Origin of the sequence: Sphingomonas sp. R1 (assembly GCF_025960285.1) — a bacterium.
Classification (GTDB): domain Bacteria; phylum Pseudomonadota; class Alphaproteobacteria; order Sphingomonadales; family Sphingomonadaceae; genus Sphingomonas.
The window spans coordinates 3,286,021-3,311,386 of sequence record NZ_CP110111.1 but is presented as its reverse complement, the minus strand read 5'-3'; the positions used below and the strand labels follow the sequence as shown (position 1 = coordinate 3,311,386).

The 25,366-nt window shown below is 65.8% G+C and carries 23 protein-coding genes; 8 read left to right on the top strand and 15 right to left on the bottom strand.

Going from position 1 to position 25,366, the window contains the following annotated elements:
- Window positions 1-20 precede the first annotated feature (20 nt).
- Window positions 21-1,712 (bottom strand): flotillin family protein, encoded by a 1,692-nt coding sequence (locus OIM94_RS15835; RefSeq protein WP_264607644.1) that lies wholly within the window; start codon window positions 1,710-1,712, stop codon window positions 21-23.
- A 5-nt stretch (window positions 1,713-1,717) separates the two neighbouring features.
- Window positions 1,718-2,344, bottom strand: a complete 627-nt coding sequence (locus tag OIM94_RS15830) for a YqiJ family protein (protein ID WP_264607643.1) — start codon at window positions 2,342-2,344, stop codon at window positions 1,718-1,720.
- 113 nt (window positions 2,345-2,457) lie between these two features.
- Between OIM94_RS15830 and OIM94_RS15825 the strand changes: the two genes are divergently transcribed.
- Together OIM94_RS15825 and OIM94_RS15820 are read left to right on the top strand one after the other, a co-directional pair.
- Entirely contained in the window at window positions 2,458-2,889 is a 432-nt protein-coding gene (locus OIM94_RS15825; RefSeq protein WP_264607642.1) for a hypothetical protein, read from the top strand.
- A 33-nt stretch (window positions 2,890-2,922) separates the two neighbouring features.
- Window positions 2,923-3,348, top strand: a complete 426-nt coding sequence (locus OIM94_RS15820; protein ID WP_264607641.1) for a hypothetical protein — start codon at window positions 2,923-2,925, stop codon at window positions 3,346-3,348.
- 7 nt (window positions 3,349-3,355) lie between these two features.
- Here the strand turns inward: OIM94_RS15820 and OIM94_RS15815 are convergent, their stop codons facing one another.
- Window positions 3,356-4,348 (bottom strand): NAD(P)H-quinone oxidoreductase, encoded by a 993-nt coding sequence (locus tag OIM94_RS15815; protein WP_264609930.1) that lies wholly within the window; start codon window positions 4,346-4,348, stop codon window positions 3,356-3,358.
- 97 nt (window positions 4,349-4,445) lie between these two features.
- On the opposite strand from OIM94_RS15815, the gene OIM94_RS15810 reads away from it, so the two are divergent.
- Both OIM94_RS15810 and clpA read left to right on the top strand, forming a co-directional pair.
- Window positions 4,446-4,643: a DUF1192 domain-containing protein gene (locus OIM94_RS15810; protein WP_264607640.1), complete on the top strand. Its 198-nt coding sequence runs from the start codon at window positions 4,446-4,448 to the stop codon at window positions 4,641-4,643.
- A 138-nt stretch (window positions 4,644-4,781) separates the two neighbouring features.
- Window positions 4,782-7,103, top strand: a complete 2,322-nt coding sequence (clpA, locus tag OIM94_RS15805) for an ATP-dependent Clp protease ATP-binding subunit ClpA (protein WP_264607639.1) — start codon at window positions 4,782-4,784, stop codon at window positions 7,101-7,103.
- Window positions 7,104-7,312: 209 nt separating this feature from the next.
- Here the strand turns inward: clpA and OIM94_RS15800 are convergent, their stop codons facing one another.
- The 3 genes from OIM94_RS15800 to galE all read right to left on the bottom strand — a co-directional run bounded on the left by OIM94_RS15800 (window position 7,313) and on the right by galE (window position 9,210).
- Window positions 7,313-7,639 carry a UrcA family protein gene (locus OIM94_RS15800; protein ID WP_264607638.1) on the bottom strand — a complete coding sequence of 109 codons (327 nt, stop codon included), beginning with the start codon at window positions 7,637-7,639 and terminating at the stop codon, window positions 7,313-7,315.
- A gap of 233 nt (window positions 7,640-7,872) precedes the next feature.
- Window positions 7,873-8,142, bottom strand: coding sequence for a hypothetical protein (locus OIM94_RS15795; RefSeq protein ID WP_264607637.1), 270 nt, complete (start codon window positions 8,140-8,142; stop codon window positions 7,873-7,875).
- A 69-nt stretch (window positions 8,143-8,211) separates the two neighbouring features.
- Entirely contained in the window at window positions 8,212-9,210 is a 999-nt protein-coding gene (galE, locus tag OIM94_RS15790; RefSeq protein WP_264607636.1) for a UDP-glucose 4-epimerase GalE, read from the bottom strand.
- A 68-nt stretch (window positions 9,211-9,278) separates the two neighbouring features.
- Here galE and msrA point away from each other — a divergent pair, with 68 nt between their 5' ends.
- Entirely contained in the window at window positions 9,279-9,824 is a 546-nt protein-coding gene (gene msrA, locus OIM94_RS15785; protein ID WP_264607635.1) for a peptide-methionine (S)-S-oxide reductase MsrA, read from the top strand.
- A 527-nt stretch (window positions 9,825-10,351) separates the two neighbouring features.
- Here the strand turns inward: msrA and OIM94_RS15780 are convergent.
- Window positions 10,352-11,290, bottom strand: a complete 939-nt coding sequence (locus OIM94_RS15780) for an L-threonylcarbamoyladenylate synthase (protein ID WP_264607634.1) — start codon at window positions 11,288-11,290, stop codon at window positions 10,352-10,354.
- Window positions 11,291-11,332: 42 nt separating this feature from the next.
- Between OIM94_RS15780 and OIM94_RS15775 the strand changes: the two genes are divergently transcribed.
- A complete protein-coding gene (locus tag OIM94_RS15775) occupies window positions 11,333-13,027 on the top strand; it encodes an acyl-CoA dehydrogenase (RefSeq protein WP_264607633.1) in 1,695 nt (564 codons plus the stop codon).
- Between the two features lie 54 nt (window positions 13,028-13,081).
- Here OIM94_RS15775 and OIM94_RS15770 read toward each other — a convergent pair whose 3' ends face one another.
- Window positions 13,082-13,915, bottom strand: coding sequence for a hypothetical protein (locus tag OIM94_RS15770; protein ID WP_264607632.1), 834 nt, complete (start codon window positions 13,913-13,915; stop codon window positions 13,082-13,084).
- 94 nt (window positions 13,916-14,009) lie between these two features.
- On the opposite strand from OIM94_RS15770, the gene OIM94_RS15765 reads away from it, so the two are divergent.
- A complete protein-coding gene (locus OIM94_RS15765) occupies window positions 14,010-14,705 on the top strand; it encodes a hypothetical protein (protein ID WP_264607631.1) in 696 nt (231 codons plus the stop codon).
- 12 nt (window positions 14,706-14,717) lie between these two features.
- Here the strand turns inward: OIM94_RS15765 and OIM94_RS15760 are convergent, their stop codons facing one another.
- The 5 genes from OIM94_RS15760 to OIM94_RS15740 all read right to left on the bottom strand — a co-directional run bounded on the left by OIM94_RS15760 (window position 14,718) and on the right by OIM94_RS15740 (window position 20,932).
- Window positions 14,718-15,941 carry a threonine synthase gene (locus OIM94_RS15760; RefSeq protein WP_264607630.1) on the bottom strand — a complete coding sequence of 408 codons (1,224 nt, stop codon included), beginning with the start codon at window positions 15,939-15,941 and terminating at the stop codon, window positions 14,718-14,720.
- 49 nt (window positions 15,942-15,990) lie between these two features.
- Window positions 15,991-18,507, bottom strand: coding sequence for a hypothetical protein (locus OIM94_RS15755; protein ID WP_264607629.1), 2,517 nt, complete (start codon window positions 18,505-18,507; stop codon window positions 15,991-15,993).
- A 593-nt stretch (window positions 18,508-19,100) separates the two neighbouring features.
- On the bottom strand, window positions 19,101-19,946 hold the full coding sequence (gene lepB, locus OIM94_RS15750) for a signal peptidase I (protein ID WP_264607628.1): 846 nt from the start codon (window positions 19,944-19,946) through the stop codon (window positions 19,101-19,103).
- Between the two features lie 4 nt (window positions 19,947-19,950).
- Window positions 19,951-20,313, bottom strand: coding sequence for a GntR family transcriptional regulator (locus OIM94_RS15745; RefSeq protein WP_264607627.1), 363 nt, complete (start codon window positions 20,311-20,313; stop codon window positions 19,951-19,953).
- A gap of 37 nt (window positions 20,314-20,350) precedes the next feature.
- On the bottom strand, window positions 20,351-20,932 hold the full coding sequence (locus tag OIM94_RS15740) for a nitroreductase (protein ID WP_264607626.1): 582 nt from the start codon (window positions 20,930-20,932) through the stop codon (window positions 20,351-20,353).
- Window positions 20,933-21,060: 128 nt separating this feature from the next.
- Here OIM94_RS15740 and OIM94_RS15735 point away from each other — a divergent pair, with 128 nt between their 5' ends.
- Window positions 21,061-22,854, top strand: coding sequence for a peptide MFS transporter (locus OIM94_RS15735; RefSeq protein ID WP_264607625.1), 1,794 nt, complete (start codon window positions 21,061-21,063; stop codon window positions 22,852-22,854).
- Window positions 22,855-22,949: 95 nt separating this feature from the next.
- Here OIM94_RS15735 and OIM94_RS15730 read toward each other — a convergent pair whose 3' ends face one another.
- Both OIM94_RS15730 and OIM94_RS15725 read right to left on the bottom strand, forming a co-directional pair.
- Window positions 22,950-23,087, bottom strand: a complete 138-nt coding sequence (locus tag OIM94_RS15730; RefSeq protein WP_264607624.1) for a hypothetical protein — start codon at window positions 23,085-23,087, stop codon at window positions 22,950-22,952.
- Between the two features lie 188 nt (window positions 23,088-23,275).
- The gene (locus tag OIM94_RS15725; protein ID WP_264607623.1) at window positions 23,276-25,306 is read right to left on the bottom strand and encodes a M13 family metallopeptidase; all 2,031 of its coding nucleotides are present in this window, start codon (window positions 25,304-25,306) and stop codon (window positions 23,276-23,278) included.
- Window positions 25,307-25,366: the final 60 nt, after the last annotated feature.

The following is a 25,366-nucleotide window of genomic DNA, read 5'->3' as shown; positions in this document are numbered from 1 at the left end:
CGCCGCCGGCCCGCATGGCGTCATTCCGCCGCTTCGGATTTTGCCGGGTGCGGACCCGCGCCGGCCGCAGCCCCCGCCACCAGCGAATCCAGCGTACCGCCCTCGAAGCCCAGCTCGCGCATCAGCCCGTCGATCACCGGTGCCTGCGCGCGGTAGCGCAGCGCGGCCGAGACCGCGGCGTTGGCAAGGTTGCGATCTCCTCCTCCGTCATTGGCGACCCCAGCGACGGCACCGGCTCCGCCGCCCGACAAGCCGTCGACCTGCACGATCCGGATCGAGTCGATCGCCTCCATCGGCTTGGCGGCCTCGCGTACCAGCTCCGGCAGGACCTTCAGCAGCGCGAGCTTGGTCTGCAGCGACACCTGGTCGGAGGAGAGCAGGTTCGCCGCCTCGTTCACCGCGCGCTGGCCGGCTGCTTCGACCTCGAAGCGGACGCGATCCGCATCGGCGCGCAGCTTGGCGGCTTCCGCCTCGCCTTCCGCCGCCAGGCGTGCCGCCTCGGCCCGATCGGCCGCCGCAGCCTTCTCCGCCTCGGCCTGCGTCTTGATGGCGATGGCCGACCGTTCGGCCTCACGCGCCGCGTCGATCAGCTCGATGCGCTTCTGGCGCTCGGCCACCTCGGCATCGCGGGCGGTGCGCACGGCTTCCTCGGCCACCACGGCCTGCGCGCGCGCCTGATCGGCGACCGCCTTGGCCTGGCTTTCCTCGCGGCTCTTGTTCTGGACCGCAATCTGCTGCTCCTGCCGGGCAAGCTCCAGCGCCTGCGCCTGCGCGATCTTCGCTTCCTGGATCGCCCGATCGGCCTCGATCTGCTGGGCGTCGATCTGGCGCTTCGCCTCGATCCGCGCCTGCTCTGCCTCGCGCTGACGTGCCGCTTGCTCGCGGGCGACTTCCGAGGCCTGCTCGGCACGCCGGACTTCCAGCTCGCGCTCCTGCTCCAGCCTGGCGAATTCGGTATCGCGCCCGATCAGGAAGGACTGGCGCTGCGCCTCGAGGTTCTTGGTCTCGATCTGCACGCGCGTATCCTGCTCGATGTCGTTGCGCGCCTTCTTGCGCAGCTCGATCTGCTCGGTCAGCTTGGTCAGGCCCTCGGCGTCGAAGGCGTTGTTGGCGTTGAAATGCTCGATCGAGGTCTGGTCGAGCCCGGTCAGCGAGACGCTTTCCAGTTCCAGTCCGTTCATCGCCAGATCGGCGGAGCTGACCTGCTGCACCTTCTGCACGAAGTCGCTGCGCTGCTCGTGCAGCTGCGCCATCGTCATGCCCGCGGCCACCGAACGGAGCGCGTCGACGAACTTGCCTTCGACCAGTTCCTTCAGCGCCTCTGGATTCATCGTCCGCAGGCCCAGTGTCTGCGCGGCGGTGGCGATCGACTGCGCATCGGGCTTTACGCGTACGTAGAATTCGGCCTTCACGTCGATCCGCAGGCGGTCCAGCGTGATCAGCGCATCCGAATTCTTGCGCTCGACGGCAAGGCGCACCGTATTGAGATTGACCGGCATCGTCTCGTGAAACACCGGCAGCACCAGCGCGCCCCCGTTGATCACCACCTTCTCGCCCCCCGCGCCGGTGCGGACAAAGCCGACTTCCTTCGACGCGCGCTTGTACAGCTTGGCGAAGGTGATGCCGATCACCAGCAGCACGACCAGGGCGATGCCGGGATAGACGAGATAGGGCAGCACCGACGTGGAGCCCTGCGGAACGATCGATTGCATGGGTTTCACCCCTCCAGACGGGGCAGACGATGGTCGCCCCAGGAAATCGCGCGAAAGCCGTCGCCCTCGCGCCGGATCAGGAGGACGCGCTCGCCCTCCTCGAATTGCTGGCCGTCCCCGTCGGGCTCGACCATCACGTAATGGATCTGGCCATGCGCATCCTGCGCGCGCGCCCGGGCCGGAAACCCTGCGCGGGCCCGCCCGATCACGATCTGCGCAGTCGTGCCTACCAGGCTTTCGATCGGCACCGCGGTCGTATGCTCTCGCGGCAGGATCCGCGCGACGCCGCGTGCGGCCAGCGCGGAGAGCGGCAGCGCCGCGAGTGCGGCGGCAGGAACCGCGATCCAGCCGCTGAGCGTGGCGCCGGCCCAGTCGTGCGCGACCTGCTGGCCGAGCAGACCAAGCAGGCCGAAGCTGCCAAGATACAGGATCAGCGAGACAAGCAACGGCACACGCCCGACGCCCATCCAGTCGAGCGCGTCGAACGATGCGTCGGCGTCGACGTCCAGCTCCGGCGAGAGCTCGGCCCAGTCGCCACCCAGTCCCAGAAGCTGCACGATACCGATCAACAGCATCAGCACGATCGCCGAGACAAAGGCAACGCTGCCCGGCGCAGTAATGACCTCGAGCACGTCCCCCTCCCGATCCGGTGCGAGGCTAGCCCCGTCCACCGGCAGAATGAAGCGAAATCGAAGGGAGGCCGGCCTATTCCATTGTCTATAATGGCAGGGTGGAAAGGATCGCCATGCCCCTCGACTCGCTGCGCAGCGCCGCCCGCCGGATCCTGGGAATGATCGAGGATATTCTTCGTGCCTGCGAACCGCCGATCGATCCGCAGCACCTCGCCGATCTGCGCAAGCGTCTGGCGCTCGCGCAGAGCCACTTCTTCGCCGAGCAGGAGCAGGTACTGCTGGTCCCTTTGCGCGGGAGCGGCGACCCGGCGCTCGCGGCCATTGCCCGGTGCTGCGTGGAACGGGATCTCGACATCCGCCGGATGGGGCTGGTGCACTATCAGCGCTGGCCGCTGAGCAAGGTGGTCGAAGATCCCGCCGCCTATCGCGCCGGGCTGCAGAACATCCTGCGCACCATGGAGGGGCGCGTGCTCTACGGCGAACAGACCGCCTATCCGGCGCTGACGCGACTCATTTCAACGCCACAACAATCCGCAGATCGCTGATTTCCGCCTAGAATGGCATCAGGAAGGATCCTGATGCAAAACACGTCGCTTGTTACCCGTACCCAAGACGTCCTCACCGCCATCCGCGCGCTCGCCATTCTGGCCAAGACCAGTGTCTCCGCCGTCGCGCTGGATCTTGCTCGCAATCAGGCCGACGAGGCGGTACGGGCGCTGCACCTCGCCAAGGAGTCCCTGCTGCTGGCCCCGCTGCGCGACAGCGACGATGGCGTGCACCACGCACTCGCGCGCCGGACGGTGCAGCAGGACCTGGAATGGCGCGAACACATGGTGGCGCACCGCGCCGCCTGGCCCGCGGCCGCGGTCCGGGTCGATCCGCAGGGCTATCGCACTGCCGTGCAACAATTGCTGCGCATGGCCGAACGGCGCATCGCCTATCAGGACCAGGTGCTGGAGCCGATCGCGCGCGAGGCGCTCGCCGCGTGCCGCCGCGCCGCCTGAACTTCGATCAGGCGGGCTGCTCGCCGATCGTCAGCACGATCTTGCCGACATGCTCGCCCGCCTCCATCCGCCGGTGCGCCTCGGGGGCCTGCGCGAACGGATAGGTGCGGTCGATGATCGGCTTGAGCTTACCCTCGGCGACCAGCGGCCAGACGTTGCGGCGGAGCTCGTCGGCGAGCAGCGACTTGAATTCCACCGAGCGCGGCCGGAGCGTCGAGCCGGTCAGCGTAAGGCGCCGGCGCATCACGTCCCACACCGGGATGGTCGCACTAGCCCCGCCCTGGACCGCGATCGAGACGTGGCGGCCGTCCTCGGCGAGGCACTGGAGATTGCGGGCGACATAGTCGCCGCCGACCATGTCGATGACGATCTCCACGCCCTTGCCCTCGGTGAACGTCTTCACTTGCTCGACGAAATCCTGGGTCTTGTAGTTGATCGCAAGATCCGCGCCCAGGCTGCGCGCGGCGGCGCATTTCTCGTCCGATCCGGCGGTGACGAGCACGGTGAGCCCGAATAGCTTGCCGAGCGTGATCGCCATCGTGCCGATGCCGCTGGTGCCGCCATGGACCAGCACGCTTTCGCCCGGCTGCGCCCAGCCGCGATCGAACAGGTTCGACCAGACGGTGAACAGCGTTTCGGGAAAGGCGGCCGCCTCGACCATGGTGAGCGACGGCGGCACTTCCAGGCACTGGCCGGCGGGCGCGACCGCATATTCGGCATAGGCACCGCCCGCGATCAGCGCACAGACCTGCCGGCCCATCAGCGACTCATCGGCGCCGTCGCCCAGCGCAACCACCGTGCCGGCGATCTCCATGCCGAGGATCGACGGTGCCCCCGGCGGCGGCGGATATTTGCCCTGACGTTGCAGCACCTCGGGCCGGTTCACGCCGGCTGCCGCGACTCGTACCAGCACCTCACCGGCCCCAGGCTGGGGTACCGGGCGCTCGACGGGAACAAGGACTTCGGGTCCCCCCGGCGCATCGGGATCGATGGCCAGCATCATTTCGCCTGCTGTCATTCGGTTCGTCGCTTTTTGACCCAAGGGGAACTCCGGGGCCTTATTGACATCGCCCCCCTCAGGGTCAACGTTTCGTCGCATGGACGCCGACGAAAATCTTCCCCGTCGATCCGACGATCTCGCAGGTCAGCTCGCAAAGCAGGACCTCGATCCGTTTTCGGTTGCCGAACTGGAAACGCGAATCCAGCTGCTGGAAAGCGAAATCGTCCGATGTCGAGAAAAGATTCAACGCGCCGTTCACCATCGCGCAAGCGCAGACGCTCTATTTAAGAAATGAGCGTCAAGGCACCGGAACGCGGGCGATATGCCACGATCCTCCGGTGCGGGGCCGCGGCGCTTGATGCGGGGCCCGCCACTCCCGACATAGGGGAAGACGGGCTCAGCACCCTTTCGGCCCGACTGGAGTTGTATCCGAATGCCTAGTTTCGCCTCCGCTCTCGAAGCCACCCTCCACAAGGCGCTCGAGGCTGCGTCCTCGCGCCGGCACGAATATGCGACGCTCGAGCACCTCCTGCTCGCGCTGATCGACGATGAACATGCCTCGAAAGTCATGGGCGCGTGCGGGGTGGACCTGGGCGAACTGAAAACCACCGTGGCACACTATCTCGATACCGAGCTGGAAGCGCTCAAGGTGGACAACGCCACCGACCCCTCCCCCACCAGCGGGTTCCAGCGCGTCGTTCAGCGCGCGATCCTGCACGTCCAGTCCTCGGGCCGCGACGAAGTGACCGGTGCCAACGTGCTGGTCGCGCTGTTTAGCGAGCGCGAGAGCTATGCGGTTTATTTCCTGCAGCAGCAGGACATGAGCCGGCTGGATGCGGTCAGCTTCATCAGCCACGGCGTCGGCAAGGGCGGCAACACGCCGACCGAGACCAGCACTCCCAAGGGCGCGGCCGAGGAAGACAAGTCGAACAAGCAGGAGGCGAAGACGGGCAAGGGTGAGAGCGCGCTCAAGCAGTTCACCGTCGACCTCAACGAGAAGGCGAAGATCGGCAAGGTCGATCCGCTGATCGGCCGCGCGTCCGAGGTCGACCGCACCGTCCAGATCCTCTGCCGGCGCAGCAAGAACAACCCGCTCTATGTGGGCGATCCGGGCGTCGGCAAGACCGCCATCGCCGAGGGCCTGGCGCGCAAGATCGTCGAGGGCGAGGTTCCCGAGGTCCTGAAGGACGCGGTGATCTACTCGCTTGACATGGGGGCGCTGCTTGCCGGCACGCGGTATCGCGGCGATTTCGAGGAGCGCCTCAAGCAGGTGGTCAACGAACTCGAAAAGCTCCCGCACGCGGTGCTGTTCATCGACGAGATCCACACGGTGATCGGTGCCGGCGCCACCAGCGGCGGCGCGATGGACGCGTCGAACCTGCTAAAGCCGGCGCTGTCGGGCGGTTCGATCCGCTGCATCGGCTCGACCACCTACAAGGAATTCCGCAACCACTTCGAGAAGGACCGTGCGCTGCTCCGCCGCTTCCAGAAGATCGACGTCAACGAGCCGTCGGTCGAGGACACGGTGAAGATCCTGGCCGGCCTGCGGTCGGCGTTCGAGCAGCATCACTCGGTGAAGTACACGCCCGACGCGATCAAGTCGGCGGTGGAGCTGTCGGCGCGCTACATCAACGACCGCAAGCTGCCGGACAAGGCGATCGACGTGATCGACGAAGTCGGCGCGATGCAGATGCTGGTGGCGCCGTCCAAGCGCAAGAAGGTGATCACGCCCAAGGAGATCGAGCAGGTCATCGCGACCATGGCGCGGATCCCGGCCAAGACCGTATCGTCGGACGACACCCGTGTGCTCGCCAATATCGAGCAGGATCTGAAGCGCGTCGTGTTCGGCCAGGACAAGGCTATCGAGGTCCTCTCCTCGGCGATCAAGCTGAGCCGTGCTGGCCTGCGCGATCCGGACAAGCCGATCGGCAACTATCTGTTCTCGGGTCCGACCGGCGTCGGCAAGACCGAGGTGGCGAAGCAGCTTGCGACGCTGCTCGGCATCCCGCTGCAGCGCTTCGACATGTCCGAGTACATGGAACGCCATTCGGTCAGCCGGCTGATCGGTGCGCCTCCGGGCTATGTCGGCTATGACCAGGGCGGCCTGCTGACCGACGCCGTTGACCAGAACCCGCATTCGGTGCTGCTGCTCGACGAGATCGAGAAGGCCCATCCGGACCTGTTCAACATCCTCCTGCAGGTGATGGACAACGGCAAGCTGACCGACCACCACGGCAAGACCGTCGACTTCCGCAACACCATCCTCATCATGACCACCAATGCCGGTGCGTCGGACATGGCGAAGGAAAGCGTGGGCTTTGGCGAGCTGAGCCGCGAGGACGTGCAGGAAGAAGCGGTGAAGAACCTCTTCACCCCCGAATTCCGCAACCGCCTCGATGCGATCGTGCCGTTCGGCTATCTGCCGCCGGAAGTCGTCGCCCGCGTGGTCGACAAGTTCGTGTTGCAGCTGGAACTGCAGCTCACCGATCGCGGCGTCCACATTCACCTGGACGAGGAAGCCAAGGCGTGGCTCACCAAGCGCGGCTATGACAAGCTGTACGGCGCGCGCCCGATGGGCCGCCTGATGCAGGAGAAGATCAAGCAGCCGCTCGCCGAGGAGCTGCTGTTCGGCAAGCTCGTCCATGGCGGCGAGGTGAGCGTGAAACTGAAGGACAACGCATTGGCCTTCGAGATCACGCCGGCGGCGCCGAAGAAGCCGAAAAAGGGCACCAAGACGGAGCCTGCGGGCGCCTGATCGTCCTGATCGTCGGAAACACAAGCGGCCCGGGGGAGCGATCCTCCGGGCCGCTTGCATTCTGGGGAGACTTCGAACGGTGCCGCCGGAGCGGGCTCAGGCGCCGCGACGGCGGGGTGTCGACGCTGCAGCGGCGTGCTTCGCTCGCAGCAAGGACACCCTTCCGCCACGCCCCGGGGCGATGGTTTCCCCGGGAAGATGCGATGGTGTCAGCGGTTCGCGCTGGCGACCAGCGCGCCCTGGTTCGCCGCGAGGATCGCACGATCGGCAGCCTTGCGTGCGTTGGCGAGCGCCACCCGGCGGCAGTTGAGCTCGTCGGTGCTCGGCAGGATCATGCCGGTCGCCGGATCGAAGCGACAAACGCGGTAGCTAGCGGCGGAAACGCGGCGCTGCAGGCGGGCGCGGCCTTCCGTGGTGAGCAGATCGGACGGCTGGTAGGAAACGCGGATGGTCTTGTCCTGACGGACGGCGACCTGGGCCTGGGCAGGGACGGCGATCGTGCCGAGCAGCGCGGCCATCACGATGACATGCTTCATGACTGGTCCTCCTGGGATGCGGGTTGGTCGCGACCTTGTCGCGGCCGGTCTCCGCCGGCTGACCGCGCCTCTACTCTCAATTTGGGTCACCCAAATGGAGCGGACGTGACACTATCGCACAGGAGAAGTGACACTAATATTTACCTGCAGAGCAATACTGCGAGGCAGACATCTGGGACGTAACTATATTACTGCAACCGCGTCCCAACAAGAACCGCCGGACTATATCGCAATTATCGTTGTACTTGCCCAACCCGATTCGCCACGATCACCGGCCGATCGCAATCCGCATGCCGGACCACGGGGCGATAGGCGTTGGCCAGAGGCTCCTCCGCCAGCGACCGCAGAGCCGGCGCCTTGGCCCGGTCCTGATCCACATTCTGGGTGCGCGCATTCTCGCAGCGGGCGGCACGCGGCGCCATTACCGGCTTCGCCGCCGAAAGGAGCGGCGCGGAAGGGGCATCCTCACCCGCGATCGACAGCAGCAACAGGACCATCAACATGGCAGCCTCCCGACGCTCCCGCCGCCTTGGCGGGCGAGGTCAGAGCATAGCAGTCGATCCGCTGGCTGCCTATCGGCCCATTTCGCCGAGCTTGCGCTCCCAGGCGAGCGCGTCGCGGACGATGCCGTTCAGATCGGCGTGCTTGGGCCGCCACGGCAGCGCCGCGAGGATCGCGCTGTTATCCGCGACGAGCGCATCGGGATCGCCGGCACGGCGACCTTCCAGTTGCCGCTCGATCGTCCGGTTCGTCACCCGATCAACTGCATCGAGCACCTCCAGCACCGAGAAGCCGCGGCCATAGCCACAGTTCAGCGTATGGCTTTCCTCGGGCCGTGCGATCAGCAGGTCGAGCGCGTCGACATGCGCGGCGGCGAGGTCGCTGACGTGGATATAGTCGCGCACGCCGGTGCCGTCCGGCGTGGCAAAGTCGGTGCCGAACACCGAGACATGGCGTCGCTTGCCCGTCGCCGCTTCCACCGCGACCTTGATCAGGTGCGTGGCACCCGCCGTCGACTGGCCGCTGCGCCCCTGGGGGTCGGCGCCCGCCACGTTGAAGTAGCGCAGCGCGCAATAGTTGAGCGGGTGCGCCGCGGCCACGTCCTTCAGCATGATCTCGGTCATCAGCTTTGACATGCCATAGGGGTTGATCGGCAGCTTCGGGCTGTCCTCGCGCACGGGCACCTGCGCTGGAATGCCATAGGTTGCCGCAGTCGATGAGAAGATGAAATGGCGTACGCCTTCGGCCACCACGCTCTCGATCAACGCGCGGCTGGCAACCGTGTTGTTGCGGTAATATTTGAGCGGGTCGCTCACCGATTCCGGTACCACCACCGATCCGGCGAAATGCATCACGGCGACCACGCCATGCGCGCGGATCGCGCCGCGCACGGCCTCCGCATCGTCGATGTTCGCGACCACCAACGTGGCGCGGGGATCGACAGCCCAGTCGAAACCGGTCATCAGATTGTCGACCACCACCACGCGCCAGCCGGCATCGAGCAGCGCCAGCACCGCATGGCTGCCGATATAGCCTGCTCCACCCGTTACCAGCACCGCACCGTCGCGCATCGCACCATCCTCTTTGTTCTGCCCCGGCTCCACCCTATCTTGCGCGCACAAGCAAGGAGTTCCTCGACATGACCATCGAAACGGCGACGCTCGCCGGCGGTTGCTTCTGGTGCACGGAAGCCGTGTTCAACGACGTGATCGGCGTGCAGGGCGTCGAAAGCGGCTATATCGGCGGCACCAAGGACAACCCGACCTATAAGGAAGTCTGCACCGGCAGCACGGGCCATGCCGAAGCGATCCGCGTCAGCTTCGACACCGATGTGGTGAGCTATGGCGAGATCCTCGACATCTTCCTCGCCACGCACGATCCCACCCAGCTCAACCGCCAGGGCAACGACATCGGCACCCAGTATCGCTCGGCGATCTTCCCGCACTCGGCGGAGCAGGAACGCGAGGCGCTGGACGCGATCGACCGCGCACGCCCCGATTGGCCGCAGCCCATCGTCACGTCGATCGAGCCGCTGGGCCAGTGGTGGCCGGCCGAGGACTATCATCAGGAATATTGGCAGGGCGAAGGCCAGCGGAACCCCTATTGCCTGGCGGTGATCCCGCCCAAGCTCCGCAAGCTGCGGAAGAGCTTCGCCAATAGGGCGAAAGAGGGCGCAGCCGCTTAAGGCCGCGCCCTCCCACGGGGGTATACGAGACCGCGGCCGGCAGCGACGCTGGCCGCGGATTACGAAGGCGCCACACAATGTGGGGGCGACACCAGGACGCCTTCGGGTTCCGCATGTTGTATGACAGGCAAGTGAGGCGGGCTTCAGCCCGCAATCGGACGATCGTCCCAGCGCCCACAGGCTGCCAACCACCGCCATGCTCGTCTTTTCTCGCGAGCTAACCGGCTGGGCGACCCTAGGAAAATGCGGCTCGCTGTAAAGAATAGAACGTATACGGGTTACTCAAATTGAGATTTTATACATATGATTGCGCTGACATACGGTGCGCATAGTATCAAATGCCGCATGCGAATGGCGCGACGCAATTGCTGCATGCGTTTCCCGGACCAATCTCTTCCTTCCGCCCCCGGCAATGCTGCCGAGATTCGCGCTGATCCATGAAGGGAAGATGAAAATCTTCCGTGACGCGAAGAAGTGACACGCAAAGCGTACGTTTCTTCGCCGTACTAGGGTGGGCGGCCCTGGGCTCAGCGCCGGGGATAGGCGGCGCGCGCCAGGCGGTCCCGAATGGCCCTGCCTAGCCCCGCATCCGGAACAGGCGCTATCGCGATGCGCGGACGATCCGACGCATCGGCGAGATGCAGCGCATCGAACAGTCGTGCCGCCGCCTCCCTGGTGTCACCGGCGGCGGACAGCGTGTCGTCGCCAGCCACGGCACCAAAGCCGATCAGCCACTCGCCGTCGACCGGCGCCACCGCGTCCAGCCGGACGGGCTTGGACGGCGCATAATGGCTGGCGAGCTGCCCCGGGGCCGTGATCGCGCCGGGGGTCGCGCCCGCGCCGTAGCCGGGCAGTTGCTCCGCCGTGACCGGCCCCGGCCGCAGGATGCGTCGGAGGGCAGGGTCAACGATCGTGGATTCGATGCCGTCGGTGGTGGCGCCGTCGTCGATCACCAGCGGGATCCGGCCGGCAAGGCTCGCCGCCACATGCGCCGCGCGGGTGGGGCTGATCCCGCCGCTGGCATTGGCCGACGGTGCCGCGAGCGGGCGACCGCTTGCCCGGATCAGGCCCTGCATCGCGCGGTGATCGGGCATGCGCAGCGCCACCGTGGGCAATCCCGCGGTGACCAGGCTTGCGACGGGCGCGCCCTCGGCGAGCGGCAGCACCATGGTGAGCGGGCCGGGCCAGAACCGTGCGGCCAGCGCGTGCGCCTCGTCATCGAAGCGTGCGATCGTCTCCGCCATCGCCATGTCCGCGACATGCACGATCAGCGGATTGAACGACGGACGCCCCTTGGCCGCGTAAATCCCCGCCACCGCATCCGAATCAGTCGCGTCGGCGGCGAGCCCGTAGACGGTCTCGGTCGGCACCGCGACCGATTCGCCACGCCGGATCAGCGTGGCGGCCTCGCCAAGTGCAGCCTCGCCGTAGGGTAAGATGCGCGGATTTGCTGGGGTCACCCGCAAGGCGCTATATTGCTGCCAAGAAGATCACAAGAGAGAGGCCTGATGTTCACCCCCGCCACCGCCGAGCAGCGTTTCGTGCTCGACCATATCGTCCGCCTGTCCGAGATAAGCGAAGAGGCAACGCCAGACCTGCTCGATGCCGTGCTGGAAGGCGCTGGCCAGTTCGCTGCGGGCGAATGGGCGCCGCTCGAACGTCTCGGCGATACCGAAGGCGCGCGCTGGACCGAAGACGGCGTGACGATGCCCGAGGGCTTCGCCGCTGCCTATCGCGCCTATGTCGAGGGCGGCTGGGGCACGATCGGCTCCCCGGCCGACCATGGCGGCCAGGGGCTGCCGGTGAGCCTCTCGGTCGCGGTGCTGGAGACGCTGGGCACGGCGAACATGGGCTTCTGCCTGTGCCCGGTGCTCACCGTCGGCGCGGTCGAGGCGCTGCACCATCATGGCTCGGCGGAGCAGCAGGCGCTGTATCTGCCGAAGCTTGCGACCGGTGAATGGACGGGCACGATGAACCTCACCGAGCCGCAGGCGGGCTCGGACGTCGGCGCAGTGAAGGCCAAGGCCGAGCCGGCGGGCGACGGCAAGTGGAAGATCAAGGGCACCAAGATCTACATCTCGTTCGGCGACCACGACATGGCCGACAATATCGTCCATCTGGTGCTCGCCCGCACGCCCGGCGCGCCGGCTGGCACCAAGGGCCTGTCGCTGTTCCTGGTGCCGAAATACCGGCTGAACGCGGACGGTACCCCGGGCGATTTCAACGACGTCAAGGTCGTCTCGATCGAGCACAAGATGGGCCTGCACGCCTCGCCCACCTGCGTGCTGAGCTTTGGCGACCATGACGATTGCATCGGCGAGCTGATCGGCCCCGAACTGGGCGGCATCCGCGCGATGTTCACGATGATGAACAATGCCCGGCTGAATGTCGGCCTGCAGGGCGTCCAGGTCGCCGAGCGCGCCACCCAGCGCGCGGTCGCCTATGCCCGCGAGCGGGTACAGGGCATACGGGGCGGCGCACCCACCGCGATCATCGAGCATCCCGACGTTCGCCGCATGCTGCTGCGAATGAAGGCGCAGACCCAGGCGGCGCGCGCGTTGGTCTACTATGCCTTCGGCCAGCTCGATCGTGGCCGCGCCGGCGACGCCGAGGCGGACAAGCGTGTCGAACTGCTGACGCCGCTCGCCAAGGCGCATGCGACCGATATCGGCAACGAAGTCGCCAGCCTCGGCCTGCAGGTGCATGGCGGCATGGGCTATATCGAGGAGACTGGCGCCGCCCAGCATTTCCGCGATGCGCGCATCACCCCGATCTACGAAGGCACCAACGGTATCCAGGCGGCCGATCTGGTGGGCCGCAAGCTGAGCATGGACAATGGCGCGACGCTGCTCGGGCTCGTGGCGGACATGCGGGCCGAGGCGGAGGATGCCGGGCTTCGCGCGCTGATCGACGCGTGCGAGGAGGTCGGCCGGAACCTGTTGGGCAGCGATGCCGACGATCGCCTCGCGGCAAGCTATCCATTCCTCACCATGCTGTCGGTGGCGGTGTGCGGCTGGCTGATGGAGAAGAGCGGCCGCCTCGCGGCACAGGGGGACGGTGAGCCCGGCTTCCGCACGATGAAGCAGGCGGCGGCACGCTTCTATGTCGAGCAGATCGTGCCGGAAGCGCTCGGCCTGCGTGCGGCCGCGATGGCGAAGGCGGCGGTACTGTACGCAGTCGACGCAGAGGCGTTCGCGGCGTGATCGGCGTCGGAAACCGGCCGCGCCTTGGTGGCGGCCGGTTTCCGACACAGGATGTCAGAACTTCCGCTGCTGGTGCCCGATCGTATCGCATGAGCCGCGGAAGCCGTACTCGGACAGCCCCTGTACCGAGATCCGTCCAGACCGGCGATCGATCGTTACCTTAGGCTTATTGAATCCGTTCAGTCGATAGGTCGCGCGAATCGTATCGGGGCTGACGAACAGATCGTAGAGATCCCACCAGCCGTCCTGACCGCCCGAATGGATCGGCGGGACGAGCGAGCGCGGCAAGCGGATCCGCCCGCCGCCATTCCAGGTCTGCACCATAAGCGACGCATCGAAGACCTCCGTTTTGGAGGTCGTGTAGCTCCCATATTCATAGCGCTTGCGGTCCCGGTTCCATGTCCAGGTCGTACCGCTGGCGATGCCGTCCTTCGATCCGTCCCCGAAGCAGACCAGCCCCAGTTCCACATTGCGACCGTCCACGACGGGCCCCTCGTCATTGCCGGGTCGACCATAGCCGGGATCGACGGGATAGCCGCTGCCTGGTCGCGTCGCCGGACGCTGCGTGTAATTCGGGTTAGGACGAAGATTGCCCGACTTGCGACAATCCGGCGGCAGTGTCGGCTGGATCGAGGCATAGCGCCCGTCCATCGTGGCGATGGTTACGCACTGGCGGCGATCCTCGCTCCACCAATAGGTGTAGGAACGGTCGTCGCTTTTCTCGACACGGATGAAGCCATATCCGCGGCGCTGCAGTTCGCCCTCCGCCTGGCCGCCCCGCGCGCCGACCAGATCTTCCAGACCCGTCGTCTGCGCCTGTGCGCCTGCCGATGCACACGACGTGAAAAGCCACACAGCGACTAGCGCCTTCGCCCGTACACGACTCATCACAACCTCCCTGTTCACCGAATTTCATCGATTGTGAAGATGTTACGCGTGCAGTGACGGGCTGTCCACAAATGCCGGCACCATTGCGCGGACGATGCCGTTCGCCCATGCTGCCGCCATGGACTTCATGAAGTGGCTCAACTCGCTCGATGAACTTCTCTACGAGGTGATGAGCTGGCTGTTGTTCTTTCCGCTGACTTTACTCCGGTCGGTATTCCGTCCGATGGGCATCATGGCCGAGATCGACGCCGAAGCGGCCCTTCCCGACGACCAGCGGTACAAGGCGGTGCTCAGCCCGCCACTCTTCCTTGCCCTGGCGCTGTTGCTTGCCCATGCCGTTGCCACGGCACTGGGCCAGGTCGACACGATCATCCTCAGCCGCCACGGCCTTGCCGGTCTCGTCAACGACAATGCGAGCGCGCTGATTCTCCGCGTCATCGTGTTTGCGGCCTTCCCCCTGTTCCTGGCGGCGCGTCTGGTGCGACGCAGCGGGAAGAAGCTCGACCGGGACTCGCTGCAGCAGCCATTCTACGAACAATGCTATCCCGCCGCAGTGTTTGCGCTTGGCCTGGGCGTCGGCACCAGCCTGTCACTCGACCATCACAGCATAGCGGCCACCGTCGGGCACTGCATCGTCCTCGCCAGCATCGCCTATTACTGGCTCGTGGAGACGCGCTGGTTCGCGCGGGTTCTCGGCATCAGCCATCTGCTAGCGGCGGGCAATGTTTTCCTCGGCCTGCTCGAAGGCACGGCCTTCCTCATCGTCGTGGCGATCCTGTTCTCCGGGTAAAGCCGCCTGCGCTCAGAGGCTGCCGAGGTCAGTCGCAGCATCCTTGTCCAGCCAGGTCCCCGCTTCGGGCAGCGGATATTTGAGCCCGGTCGCGCAATTGAACAGCACCGTACGCTCCTCGGGATCGACCAGCCCGTCGCGGATCGCCTGTCGGTACGCCGCCAGCGTCGCCCCACCCTCGGGGCAAAGCAGCAGGCCGTCCTTGCGTGCGCAATCGTCCACCGCCTGCAGGATGGCGGGATCGCCCACCGCCAGCGCGCGGCCACCGGACTCGCGCACCGCCCGCAGGATCAGGAAATCGCCCACCGCGCGCGGCACGCGGATGCCCGCCGCCACCGTCGCGGCATTTTCCCAACGCTCGGCATGCTCGGCGCCCGCCTCATAGGCGCGGACGATCGGCGCGCAGCCGGACGCCTGCACCGCGTACATGCGCGGGCGCTTCGATCCGATCCAACCCAGCCGCTCCAGCTCGTCGAACGCCTTCCACATGCCGATCAGGCCGGTGCCGCCGCCGGTGGGGTAGAAGATCGCATCGGGCAATTCCCAGTCGCACTGCGCGGCCAGCTCCAGCCCCATCGTCTTCTTGCCCTCGATCCGGTACGGCTCCTTGAGCGTCGAGAAGTCGAACCAGCGCCCCTCGGCAGCACCCCGCCCCACAATCGCGCCACACTCGTCGATCTGGCCGTTGACCCGGTAAACGCGCGCGCCCTGCGCCGCGATCTCGCGGACGTTTACCTCCGGCGTTTCTTCCGGACAGAGGATCACTGTCTCGATGCCGCAGCGCGCAGCATAGGCGGCCAGCGCCGCGCCTGCATTGCCGTTGGTCGGCATCGCGATCCGGGTAACGCCCAGCTCGCGTGCCATGCTCACGGCCATGACGAGGCCGCGCGCCTTGAACGATCCGGTCGGAAGCCGCCCCTCGTCCTTAACGATCGCGCCCGCGCCGCCGGATTTGGGGATCGCGATCAGCGGCGTCTCGATCTCGCCCAGCGATACGATATTTTCGGCCCGTCGCACCGGCAGCAGCTCACGCCAGCGCCACAGGTCCGTCGGCCGCGCCTCGAGCGTATCCCGCGTCAGGGCTTGGGTCACGCCCGGCAGATCATAGCGGACGAGCAGCGGGCGCCCGACGCGGGAGAGCTGGTGCAGCGCGTCGGCCGCATATTGCTCGCCGGTCATCGAGCATTCCAGATGGGTGACGAAGCTCGGCCGGTCGGCCCGGATATTGTCCTGCATGGGCGGCAGCTTAGGAACCGCCGCCGCCCCTGTCGATGGCAGGTTGCGCCTAGAGCAATGCGCCTACGCGTTCGCCGGGTGCGCGGCGCTGCCAGCAGATGCGGTTCGGCAGCGTCTTGGTCATCGCCGCGGTGGGCACATACCCCATCGCATGCGGCGCCGTGCGATCCGGGAAGCCAAATACATAGCCCGAACCGCGACCGTTCACGATATTGGCGGCGGGCATGGGAATGCTGCTGTTGTTGGCACGCTCCGTCCAGCAATTATCGAGCAGGAATCCGCTCGCATCAGGCCATGCGCCGACTTGCGTCACGGAGTGGAACAGCGAGTCCACCAACCGCAAGTCCCACAGGCCACCGCCGGCGGGACCGCTGGCGCGGATCCACAAGGTCTGTTCGCTGATCGTCCAGCCGGGGAAGCTCGAGCATAGAATGGCCGAATCGACGAGGCACGGGGTCAACTGGGCGAGATGATAGGATTCGCCCGACTTGTTGTAGATGCTGTTGACGACGTAGAGGCCGACAATCGCCTTCAGGCACTGCACCGGCGCGTTCGTGCGGGCGACGGGGAATGGCTGGTGCACGGTCGCCTGCCCCGTGGCGGAATCGATCGACGTCACGCAGCGAAGCACCGGCCCCGGCGAACCATCGGTGGGAGTATAGCCGATCCAGTCATACCGCTTGAGCCAGGCCGGGATGACACCGCCATCGAACTGCACGACGTCCGATCCGCCAGCGACGGTGACGCTGACGTCGGCGATATCGACCAGCTGGCCGTTCCCCGCGCCGCCGGCCGCGCCCACCGTGCCGCCCTGCGGAAGCAGCGGCTGCCAGCTATGCCCCTCGAACACGCAGTCGACGAACGTATAGTTTTCGCGGGTCTTGTTCACGGTGGGGCGGCCATTTTGGACGAACTGGCCAGCATCGCCGTGCGCGACGGTGTAGGCGAACACCTTGTCGCCTGCCGCCAGTGGAATGCGGCCGGCAATGCGCACCGTGCGATTTTCCGAATCCCAGCCCCAGCCCGGGGGGAAGCTGTCGAGATTGTTCGGTTTGATGCGGTGCCCGAGATACGGAAAGTCCCGCGTCCCGTCGCAATTGATCGGAAAGGGGTTCTGCAAGCTTATCGCGACCGCATCGGCCGACTGGAGAACACGAAGAAACGTGTTGCCGTCCTCCACCGTCCCGCCGGTGGCGTTGGCCCACACCGGCCCCGCTTCGAACGTCAGCTCCGTATAGCCGCCATACTCATCGAACTGCTGTGCCGTCGCGACTACCAGATATGCGCCCGAGTGCAGGCTAGCCTCGAGATTGCCGAACTGGCGGGCATGGTTCCCCTGATGCGCCCAGTCTCCGGAGTCGCCGACCGTGACGACATCGTAGGAAACATTGAGCGTACAGTTCAGCCGTTGCTGGATCGTGCCGCACTCGCCGAGCACCACCTCGCAATCCGACATCATCCAGCGCGGATAGTTCAGTGCGCCGTCGGGATTGTCGCGAAAGCGAAGCGAGCCTCCCGGACTGAACCCCGAAGGGAAGCGGCCGCTCAGCGTGTCGTCTCCCCTCGGATAGCCTAGAACGCGTGGGCGGTTCTGCCCCCAATCGTCGGTGATGCGGCAATCGTGGAACCAGGCGCCCCCGCGCTTCTGCAGCACTTCCTTCAGGTCCAGCGTGAGTGCCTCGATCTTCGGGGCGCGCGCGCTGCCGCCGGTGACGGTCCAGTCATAGGCGTAGGAAACGGGATCGACGGTCAGCACCGTCGCATCCCGCCCCCGCCCCCGCACGACCCACTGATAGGCAAAGGCGCGACTGACCCCCGGCGTCGCATTGCCGACGTCGCGCCCTTCCACCTTCGCCCATAGATGCTCGTCGCGTGCGCCGGGGCCGATGTCGAACACCCAGATCGCATTCTTGGTGTTGACGGCGCCGGTAAGCGGCGCGGAATCGACTGCAGCCTTGAGCGTCCGCTTGGCCGTTTCCGGGGTTTGCCCGTCCTGCACATCGTTGCCCTCCAGGCGGACATAGCGGGTGGCAATCGGCACGAACCCCGCGCCCGTGGCTTCGGTATTGAGGTGCAGCCCGATCGAAAGGGTCTCTGCCATGCCGCCATAGGCAGGCGTCAGCACCGCCGAAAGCGTTGCCCAGCCATTCTGCCCCGCAGCAGATGCCACGCGTACCAGGTGGCCATAGCTCCCGTCCGCCGGATTGCAGCCGAACGGTGCCATCACGCTGTTCCCTTCGCAGCTCACCGGAATGGCGGAGGTCGTGCCCACCGCCTGGATGGTGATGATCGTCGCGGTGCCGATCGTGGCACCGGGATAGACGTTCAGCCAATATCCACGGGTGCGGCGGCACGCGGGAACGGGATAGACCTGGGCATCATAGACCATGTCCGATCGGGCAGGCGCCGGGCCCGCCACGCCCTGCCCACTCACGATCACCCAATTGGCGCCGGGCATGAGCAAAGGAATGTCGGCTTCGGCGAGGAAGGTGGCCGCATCGCCCGGAACGGGCGAGGGTGCTGCGAGGATGGCGGCGTCCGCAGATACGGTTTCGGGGGTGTGCATCGAACAGCTCCTGATCGTTGAACCCATGCAGCGGACGGGCCGTGCCCCAATGCGACATGTGCATTGTTCCGCATATATAGGGGTCAGGCTTCCATCCCCGTCGATGCACGGAACGCGAGCAGACCGGTGTTCCGCATCGCACTTCGCGCGGAAATCCGGTCCGGTTCAGGTAAGCAATGATTGGCAAGCAGCGGAAATTGCAGATCTTGTCGCCACGGAATGCCAGCATATTCTACGCGTCCCGAGTCTGCCTCTAAGAAACATAAGCAGAACATACACGAAGAGTCAATACGACTCAGTGTTACGTCGCCTGCCTTATCTCCGATTTAAGCAGGAATATCGGATATTCTATATCGACTTAGCGCGTTAGACTATTTTTGAGCCCGCATGTACCCTTGCGCGATCCCATAGCCTTTTTTGGATTCACTCGGTTGCCTGGGCCTCGACTGGGCGAACAGATGGCCGAACGCGAGTTCCCAGCAGCAGCAACATCGCCGTGCCCGCCCTACCCCGGCCATGTCGGCGTGCGCGCCGGATCAGCAACGGGACGGTGAGCAGGATGACTGCCGTCACGCCCCGTTGCAGCAGCAGGCTCAATCCGCGTGCGTCGGCCGTAGCGAACCCGCGGTGCGATCCCAGCGGATCGAGGCGAGATATGCGAGCGGGTTCAGCCACGATCCCTCGCCGTCATAGCTGAGCGTGACGAACTCCGCGCGACCGGCGATCGTCTCCAGCGGCACGGGGCCGCCGAGGCCCAGTTCGTCCGATCCGAAGCGGCTGTCTGCCGACTGATCGCGATTGTCGCCCATCAGAAAGACATGGCCGGCCGGCACCGTGACCGGCCCATAGGTGTCCCCGGGACTCCGATAGCCGTTCGGCAGCGCGGTATCGCCCAGATCGATGACATCGTAGCTGGCGCCACCCGGCAGCGTCTCGCGGTACAGCGGCGGCTGGCAGTAGAGCCGACCGTCCGGACCAGGTTTGCGGTAGGCTGCGATCGGTCCCTCGTCGCACGGCAACGCGGCGTCGACCGGAATCATCGCATGTCCGGCCGCCACGCGCGGCACCGCCTTGCCGTTCAGGATCACCACGCCGTGGCGGACCGCGATCGTGTCCCCCGGCAGGCCGATGACGCGCTTGATGAGATCCTCCCCATCGCCGCGGCGAACGACGATGACGATGTCGCCGCGCGCCGGAGTGCCGCCGAACAGCCGCGTCGCCGCGATATCGCGGCCATGGAGCATCAGCGAGGCCTGCGAGAAGCCATAGGGGAATTTGCTCGCTACCAGCCGATCGCCGGTTCGCAGGCTTGGCATCATCGATCCCGAGGGAATGTAATAGGGCCGCGCCACCGCACTCTGGAACAGGAAGAAGATCCCCAGCGTGGCGGCCCAGCCGCCCAGGGTGCGGAGCCAGCCCTGCCGGGGTTCGTCGGCCATGGCGTCAGGCGATCTCGTGGCTGCCATCAAGCAGTTCGCGAACGTCCAGCCCGAGCAACGCGATATGATCCTTCACGCGCGGCCAGAAGCCGGTGAGGAAGCGCTCACGCTCCGCCGCCCGCAATCGCTCTACCGCACCGGCGACAACGAACATGCCCACGCCGCGGCGCACCTCGACATAGCCGTCGTCCTGAAAGCTCTGATAGGCCTTGGCCACCGTCAGCGGGTTTGCACCATGTTCCGCGGCGAGCGCGCGAACCGACGGAAGCTGGTCTCCGGCGCGGTACTGGCCGCGCAGGATCGCTGCGGCGATGATCGCGCGCAGCTTGAGGTAGACCGGGCTGTCTTCGTGCTCCAGGGCTGTCATGCTGCCATAATACAGCAGATACCCTCAGAGTCCATACTCAGGGATTCCACCGGTAAACGATCCGGGACAGGTCGCCGCGCGGACGCTCCTCCAGAGGACGCGCCGGCGTCCCGAGGAAGACGAAGCCGGCGATGCGCTGGTCCGCGCTGCCGAACAGGTCTCGCACGCCAGGCGAATAGGCCGGCCAGCCGGTCAGCCAGCCGCCGGCAAATCCCATCGCATGGGCCGCATGGAGCAGGTTCATGCACGCCGCACCGGCCGACAGCTCCTGCTCCCACAGCGAGATCTTGTGCGGCTGCACCGGCGCGGAGAGTACCACCACCAGCGCGGGAGCCTGGGTGGCGAACTGCGCCGCGGCCTCCTCGTCGCGCGCGGTCGCTTCCGCGTTTTCGGCGCGCAGGATTTCGACCAGCTTGAGCGCCAACGCCGGTCTTGCATCGTCGGGCACGATCACGAAGCGCCAGGGGGCGAGCTTGCCGTGATCGGGCGTGCGCGCGGCGATTGCCACCATCTGATCCAACTGCTCCGGGCTCGGCCCCGGCGCGGCGAGATCGCGCGGCTTGCCCGAGCGGCGGGTCTGAAGGAGCGTGAGCGGCGTCGTGCGATCGTTGAAGGTCATGGGCGCCATCTAGGACTCTGTCCGGCCGCCGCCAAGCCGCACGACTTTACAGCAGCGATGCAGGCTCTAGTCTGCGCAGCCATGCACCGGACGCCTGCGTCCGGCATCCAAATTCCAAGGACACCTGCATGGTCGAAACACCCACTGCCGATTCCCCGGCAGAACCGGATATCTCCCACGTAAACCCTGCCGACGAAAAAACCTGGTTCGGCCATCCCCGCCAGCTGGCGCGGCTGTTCTCCACCGAAATGTGGGAACGCTTCGGCTTCTACGGCATGCGGGCACTGCTGACGCTGTATCTTACCCAGCATTTCCTGTTCGGGGACCGCGCCGCGACCGGTCTGTATGGCGGCTATACCGCGCTGGTCTATCTGACCCCGCTGATCGGCGGCTATCTTGCCGACCAGTTCCTCGGCTCCAAGCGCGCGGTGAAATTCGGCGCGATCCTGATGTCGATCGGCTATTTCGTGCTGTGCTTCGGCGGCCAGACCGCCACGCCCTATGCCAAGATCGACGGCCAGCGTTATGAAGTCTCGATCGAAAAGACTGCTGCCGGCGAGCAGCGCTATGTGCTCGACCAGGGCCACAAGCAGCTGATCAAGGGCAATGACGACGGCTCGATCACGCTCAGCGAGAACGGCCAGACGGTGCGCACCATCGCCAAGGGCGGGTTCGAGTCCGAGGCCGATCGCAGCCCCTTCTACGTGATGGTGATGCTGATCGCGCTGTCGATGGTCTCGGTCGGCAATGGCTTCTTCAAGCCGAACATCTCGACGATGGTGGGCGAGCTTTACCGGCCCGGCGACAGCCGGCGCGACGCGGGCTTCACCATCTTCTACATGGGCATCAACCTCGGCTCGATGCTGTCGCAGGCGCTCTGCCCCTGGCTCGCGGTGGCCGTCGGCTGGTGGGCGGGCTTCGGCCTCGCTGCGATCGGCATGCTGTTCTCTTGGGCGCTGATCGCGCTCGACGGCGGCAAGCTCGACGGCATCGGTGAGCCCCCGGCCAAGGCGGCGACCGGCCGCCAGCAGATCCTGATCTACCTCGGCGCGATCTGTGTCGTGCCGCTGTTCTACCTGCTCTACATCAACCTGATGGCGGCCGAGCCAGCACCGGCGGGTTCGGGTCTGCTCGGCTATGTCGCCTCGCTGTCGCTGATGGGCAAGCTGCTGTTTGGCACCTTCCTGATCGGCGTGCCGGCAATCCTCGTCTGGTCGTTCTTTGCCGGTGACCGCCGCGAGTTCCAGATGATGCTGGCCGCGATGGTGCTGATCGTCTTCAACGTGGTGTTCTGGACGCTGTTTGAGCAGGCGGGTTCGTCGCTCACCCTGTTCGCCGATCGCAACACCAACCTGTCAATCTTCGGCTGGTTCACCATGACGGCCGGGCAGACGCAGAGCTTCAACGCGCTGTTCATCGTGCTGCTCGCGCCGCTGATGTCGGTGATGTGGGGTGCGCTGGGCAAGCGCGGGCTCGAGCCGAGCATCCCGGTGAAGTTCGGCATCGCGCTGGTCGCCGTGGGCTGCGGCTTCCTGTTCCTAGTATGGGGCGCCAACTGGGCCGATGACAGCTTCAAGGTCTCGGTCTGGTGGATCGCCGGCCTCTATTTCATCCACAGCTTCGCCGAGCTGTGCATCTCGCCGGTGGGCCTGAGCATGATCACCAAGCTGTCGATCGCGCGGATCGTCGGCATGATGATGGGTGTGTGGTTCCTGTCGATCTCGGTGGCGCAATATGTCGCCGGCGTGATCGCGCAGTTCGCTAGCGTCGAGACGGTCGGCGGACAGGTGACCAACCTGAAGGTCAGCCTCGACACCTATCTGCAGGTGTTCACGCTGATCTCGGAGTGGGCGATCGGGCTCGGCGTGGTCCTACTGGTGCTCAGCTGGCCGCTCAAGCGCTGGATGCACGGCGTCAAGTAACGCCGGCGGTAGTGGGACGGGGCGCCGCGTAATTGGGGGGAACTGCGGCGCCCCTGTCGTCCGCCCGAGGGGGAGTGGGCGAACGAGTCTCGAATTCAGGCCGCGAGCGGCAGTGCCACCACGGCGTGCTGCTCATTGGCTGCCGCGAGCGCGCGGCCACCTGCCACGACCGGCTGGGCCGCTTCAGCGGCCAGGCGACGATGGGCGAAATAGAGCGCGATCAGCGAAAACATGGGCAACCTCAAACATCATTGCTGCAATGCAGCGTGCGCGGCGCATCTGGTTTTGCGCGCCTGATTCCGCAACTGCAAAGCCGGTCCCCGCCGATTGCATGTCACGCAACTGACATGATTCCCCCTCCCAGAACGCAAAACGGCCCGGTGTTTCCACCGGGCCGTTTCCGTATCAATACGGATGGCGCTTACCAGATGTGCACGCGCTGCTCGGGTGCGAGATACAGCTTGTCGCCCGGCTGGATGTTGAACGCCTTGTACCAGGCATCGACATTGCGGACGACGCCGTTGACGCGGGCAGTCGCGGGCGAATGCGGATCGGTGAGCAGCTGCTGGCGCAGCGCATCCTCGCGCATCTTCACCCGCCAGGCCTGCCCCCAACCCAGGAAGAAGCGCTGATCGCCGGTCAGCCCGTTGATCACCTTCCCCTTGCCATGCTTGGCCTGGTACTTCTGATAGGCACCGTACGCCGCCTCTACGCCGCCAAGGTCGCCGATATTCTCGCCCAGCGTCAGCTTGCCCTTGATCTTCATGCCGGGCAGCGGCTCGTAGGTGTCGTACTGGCCGGCCAGCGCCGCGGTGCGCGTGCCGAAATCGGCCTTCGCCTTGGGCGTCCACCAATTTTCCAGCTTGCCGGTCGGCCCGAACATGCTGCCCTGATCGTCGAAGCCATGGCCCATCTCGTGGCCGATCACCGCGCCGATGGCGCCGTAGTTGACTGCCGGATCAGCGTTCGGATCGAAGAACGGCGGCTGCAGAATCGCGGCCGGGAAAGTGATCTGGTTCGACAGCGGATTGTAATAGGCGTTCACCGTCTGCGGCGTCATCGCCCAGAGCGAGCGATCGACCGGCTTGGGGAAGCGCGCCAGCGCCAGCTGGTGCTGGAATTCGCCCGAGCGTATCACGTTGCCGAGCACGTCGCCGCGATCTACCGACAGCGACGAATAGTCGATGTACTTTTCGGGATGGCCGATGCGCGGCTCGAATGCGGCGAGCTTGACCAGCGCCGCCTTGCGGGTCGCCTCGTCCATCCAGGTCGATCCCTCGATCCGCTCGCGATAGGAATCGCGCAGATTTTCGATCAGTTCGGCCATCTGCTTCTCCGCCTCGGGCGGATAATATTTGGCGACATAGGCCTTGCCGACCGCCTCGCCGAGCGCGCCGTTGACCATCTGCACGCCGCGCTTCCAGCGCTCGCGCTGCGCCGGCACACCGGAAAGCGTCTTCGAATAGAAGTCGAAGCGCGCCTGGTCGAACGCCTTGGGCAGATAGGTCGCGTGATCGCTGACGAAGCGATAGGCGAGATAGTCCTTCCAGGTGGCGAGCGGGGTCTCGGCGAAGATCTTGCCCAGTGCGATCAGCGCGGTGTTCTGCGCCATCAGGACATAGGGCGAGCTGTCGACGCCCGCGGTCTTCAGCATCAGCGCCCAGTCGAATTCAGGCGCCTTGGCCTTCAGCCCGGCGATGGTCTGAGGATCGTTCAGCTTGGCGATGTCGCGGCTCTGCTCCGGCGACCACTGGACCTTTGCCATTGCCATTTCGAGCGCGACGATCGCATCGGCCTTGGCGCTGGCATCCGGGATGCCGGCCAGTTCCTGGATGTGCTGCACATAGACGCGATAGGCCTTGCGGAACGCGTCGAACTTCTCACCCGGATTGAGGAAATAGTCGCGCGGCATTCCCAGGTTGCCCTGCCCCACCGCCGCCATGTAGCGAGTCGGATCGACAAAGCTGGGGGAGATCTCCACCTCGACCGGCGTCGCGTAGCCGGTGCTGGCGAACAGCACCTGCAGCGCGGCCTTGTCCTGCACCCCGGCGATGCGGGCAAGATAGGGCCTCAGCGGCGCAGCGCCGCGTGCCTCAATGCCTGCCTCGTCCATCCAGCTGGCGTAGAAGTCGCCGATCTGCTTGCCGCTCGCGCCATAGGCCGCAGGGTTCTTGGCCATGTCGTCGAGCAGCGTGCGAACGTTGTTCTCGGCGGCCAGTGCCAGATCGACGAACGGACCCGCCGAGGTGCGATCGGCGGCGATCTCCGTGCGATCGGCCCAGCTGCCGTTGACGTAGCTCCAGAAATCGTCACCCGGCTTCACGCCCGCCTTCTCGGCGGTGACGTCGACGCCGAAGCTGCCATATTTCGGCTTGCCGGTCTGGGCGAGCGCAGGCGCGGCAACGAGCAGCGCAGCGGCGCTCGTCAGCAACAAGGAACGATGCAATTTCATATTCTTAGGCTTCCCCACCACCATGTGTGTTATCGAAATGTAACGGCGCATTTCGGGGGC

Bases quoted from the DNA above. Each gene is read 5' to 3' on its own strand.
- OIM94_RS15835 (WP_264607644.1), bottom strand. From the start codon at position 1,712: ATGCAATCGATCGTTCCGCAGGGCTCCACGTCGGTGCTGCCCTATCTC.
- OIM94_RS15825 (WP_264607642.1), top strand. From the start codon at position 2,458: ATGCCCCTCGACTCGCTGCGCAGCGCCGCCCGCCGGATCCTGGGAATG.
- OIM94_RS15820 (WP_264607641.1), top strand. From the start codon at position 2,923: ATGCAAAACACGTCGCTTGTTACCCGTACCCAAGACGTCCTCACCGCC.
- OIM94_RS15815 (WP_264609930.1), bottom strand. From the start codon at position 4,348: ATGCTGGCCATCGATCCCGATGCGCCGGGGGGACCCGAAGTCCTTGTT.
- OIM94_RS15810 (WP_264607640.1), top strand. From the start codon at position 4,446: ATGGACGCCGACGAAAATCTTCCCCGTCGATCCGACGATCTCGCAGGT.
- clpA (WP_264607639.1), top strand. From the start codon at position 4,782: ATGCCTAGTTTCGCCTCCGCTCTCGAAGCCACCCTCCACAAGGCGCTC.
- OIM94_RS15800 (WP_264607638.1), bottom strand. From the start codon at position 7,639: ATGAAGCATGTCATCGTGATGGCCGCGCTGCTCGGCACGATCGCCGTC.
- OIM94_RS15795 (WP_264607637.1), bottom strand. From the start codon at position 8,142: ATGTTGATGGTCCTGTTGCTGCTGTCGATCGCGGGTGAGGATGCCCCT.
- galE (WP_264607636.1), bottom strand. From the start codon at position 9,210: ATGCGCGACGGTGCGGTGCTGGTAACGGGTGGAGCAGGCTATATCGGC.
- msrA (WP_264607635.1), top strand. From the start codon at position 9,279: ATGACCATCGAAACGGCGACGCTCGCCGGCGGTTGCTTCTGGTGCACG.
- OIM94_RS15775 (WP_264607633.1), top strand. From the start codon at position 11,333: ATGTTCACCCCCGCCACCGCCGAGCAGCGTTTCGTGCTCGACCATATC.
- OIM94_RS15770 (WP_264607632.1), bottom strand. From the start codon at position 13,915: ATGAGTCGTGTACGGGCGAAGGCGCTAGTCGCTGTGTGGCTTTTCACG.
- OIM94_RS15765 (WP_264607631.1), top strand. From the start codon at position 14,010: ATGCCGTTCGCCCATGCTGCCGCCATGGACTTCATGAAGTGGCTCAAC.
- OIM94_RS15760 (WP_264607630.1), bottom strand. From the start codon at position 15,941: ATGCAGGACAATATCCGGGCCGACCGGCCGAGCTTCGTCACCCATCTG.
- OIM94_RS15755 (WP_264607629.1), bottom strand. From the start codon at position 18,507: ATGCACACCCCCGAAACCGTATCTGCGGACGCCGCCATCCTCGCAGCA.
- lepB (WP_264607628.1), bottom strand. From the start codon at position 19,946: ATGGCCGACGAACCCCGGCAGGGCTGGCTCCGCACCCTGGGCGGCTGG.
- OIM94_RS15745 (WP_264607627.1), bottom strand. From the start codon at position 20,313: ATGACAGCCCTGGAGCACGAAGACAGCCCGGTCTACCTCAAGCTGCGC.
- OIM94_RS15740 (WP_264607626.1), bottom strand. From the start codon at position 20,932: ATGACCTTCAACGATCGCACGACGCCGCTCACGCTCCTTCAGACCCGC.
- OIM94_RS15735 (WP_264607625.1), top strand. From the start codon at position 21,061: ATGGTCGAAACACCCACTGCCGATTCCCCGGCAGAACCGGATATCTCC.
- OIM94_RS15730 (WP_264607624.1), bottom strand. From the start codon at position 23,087: ATGTTTTCGCTGATCGCGCTCTATTTCGCCCATCGTCGCCTGGCCGCT.
- OIM94_RS15725 (WP_264607623.1), bottom strand. From the start codon at position 25,306: ATGAAATTGCATCGTTCCTTGTTGCTGACGAGCGCCGCTGCGCTGCTC.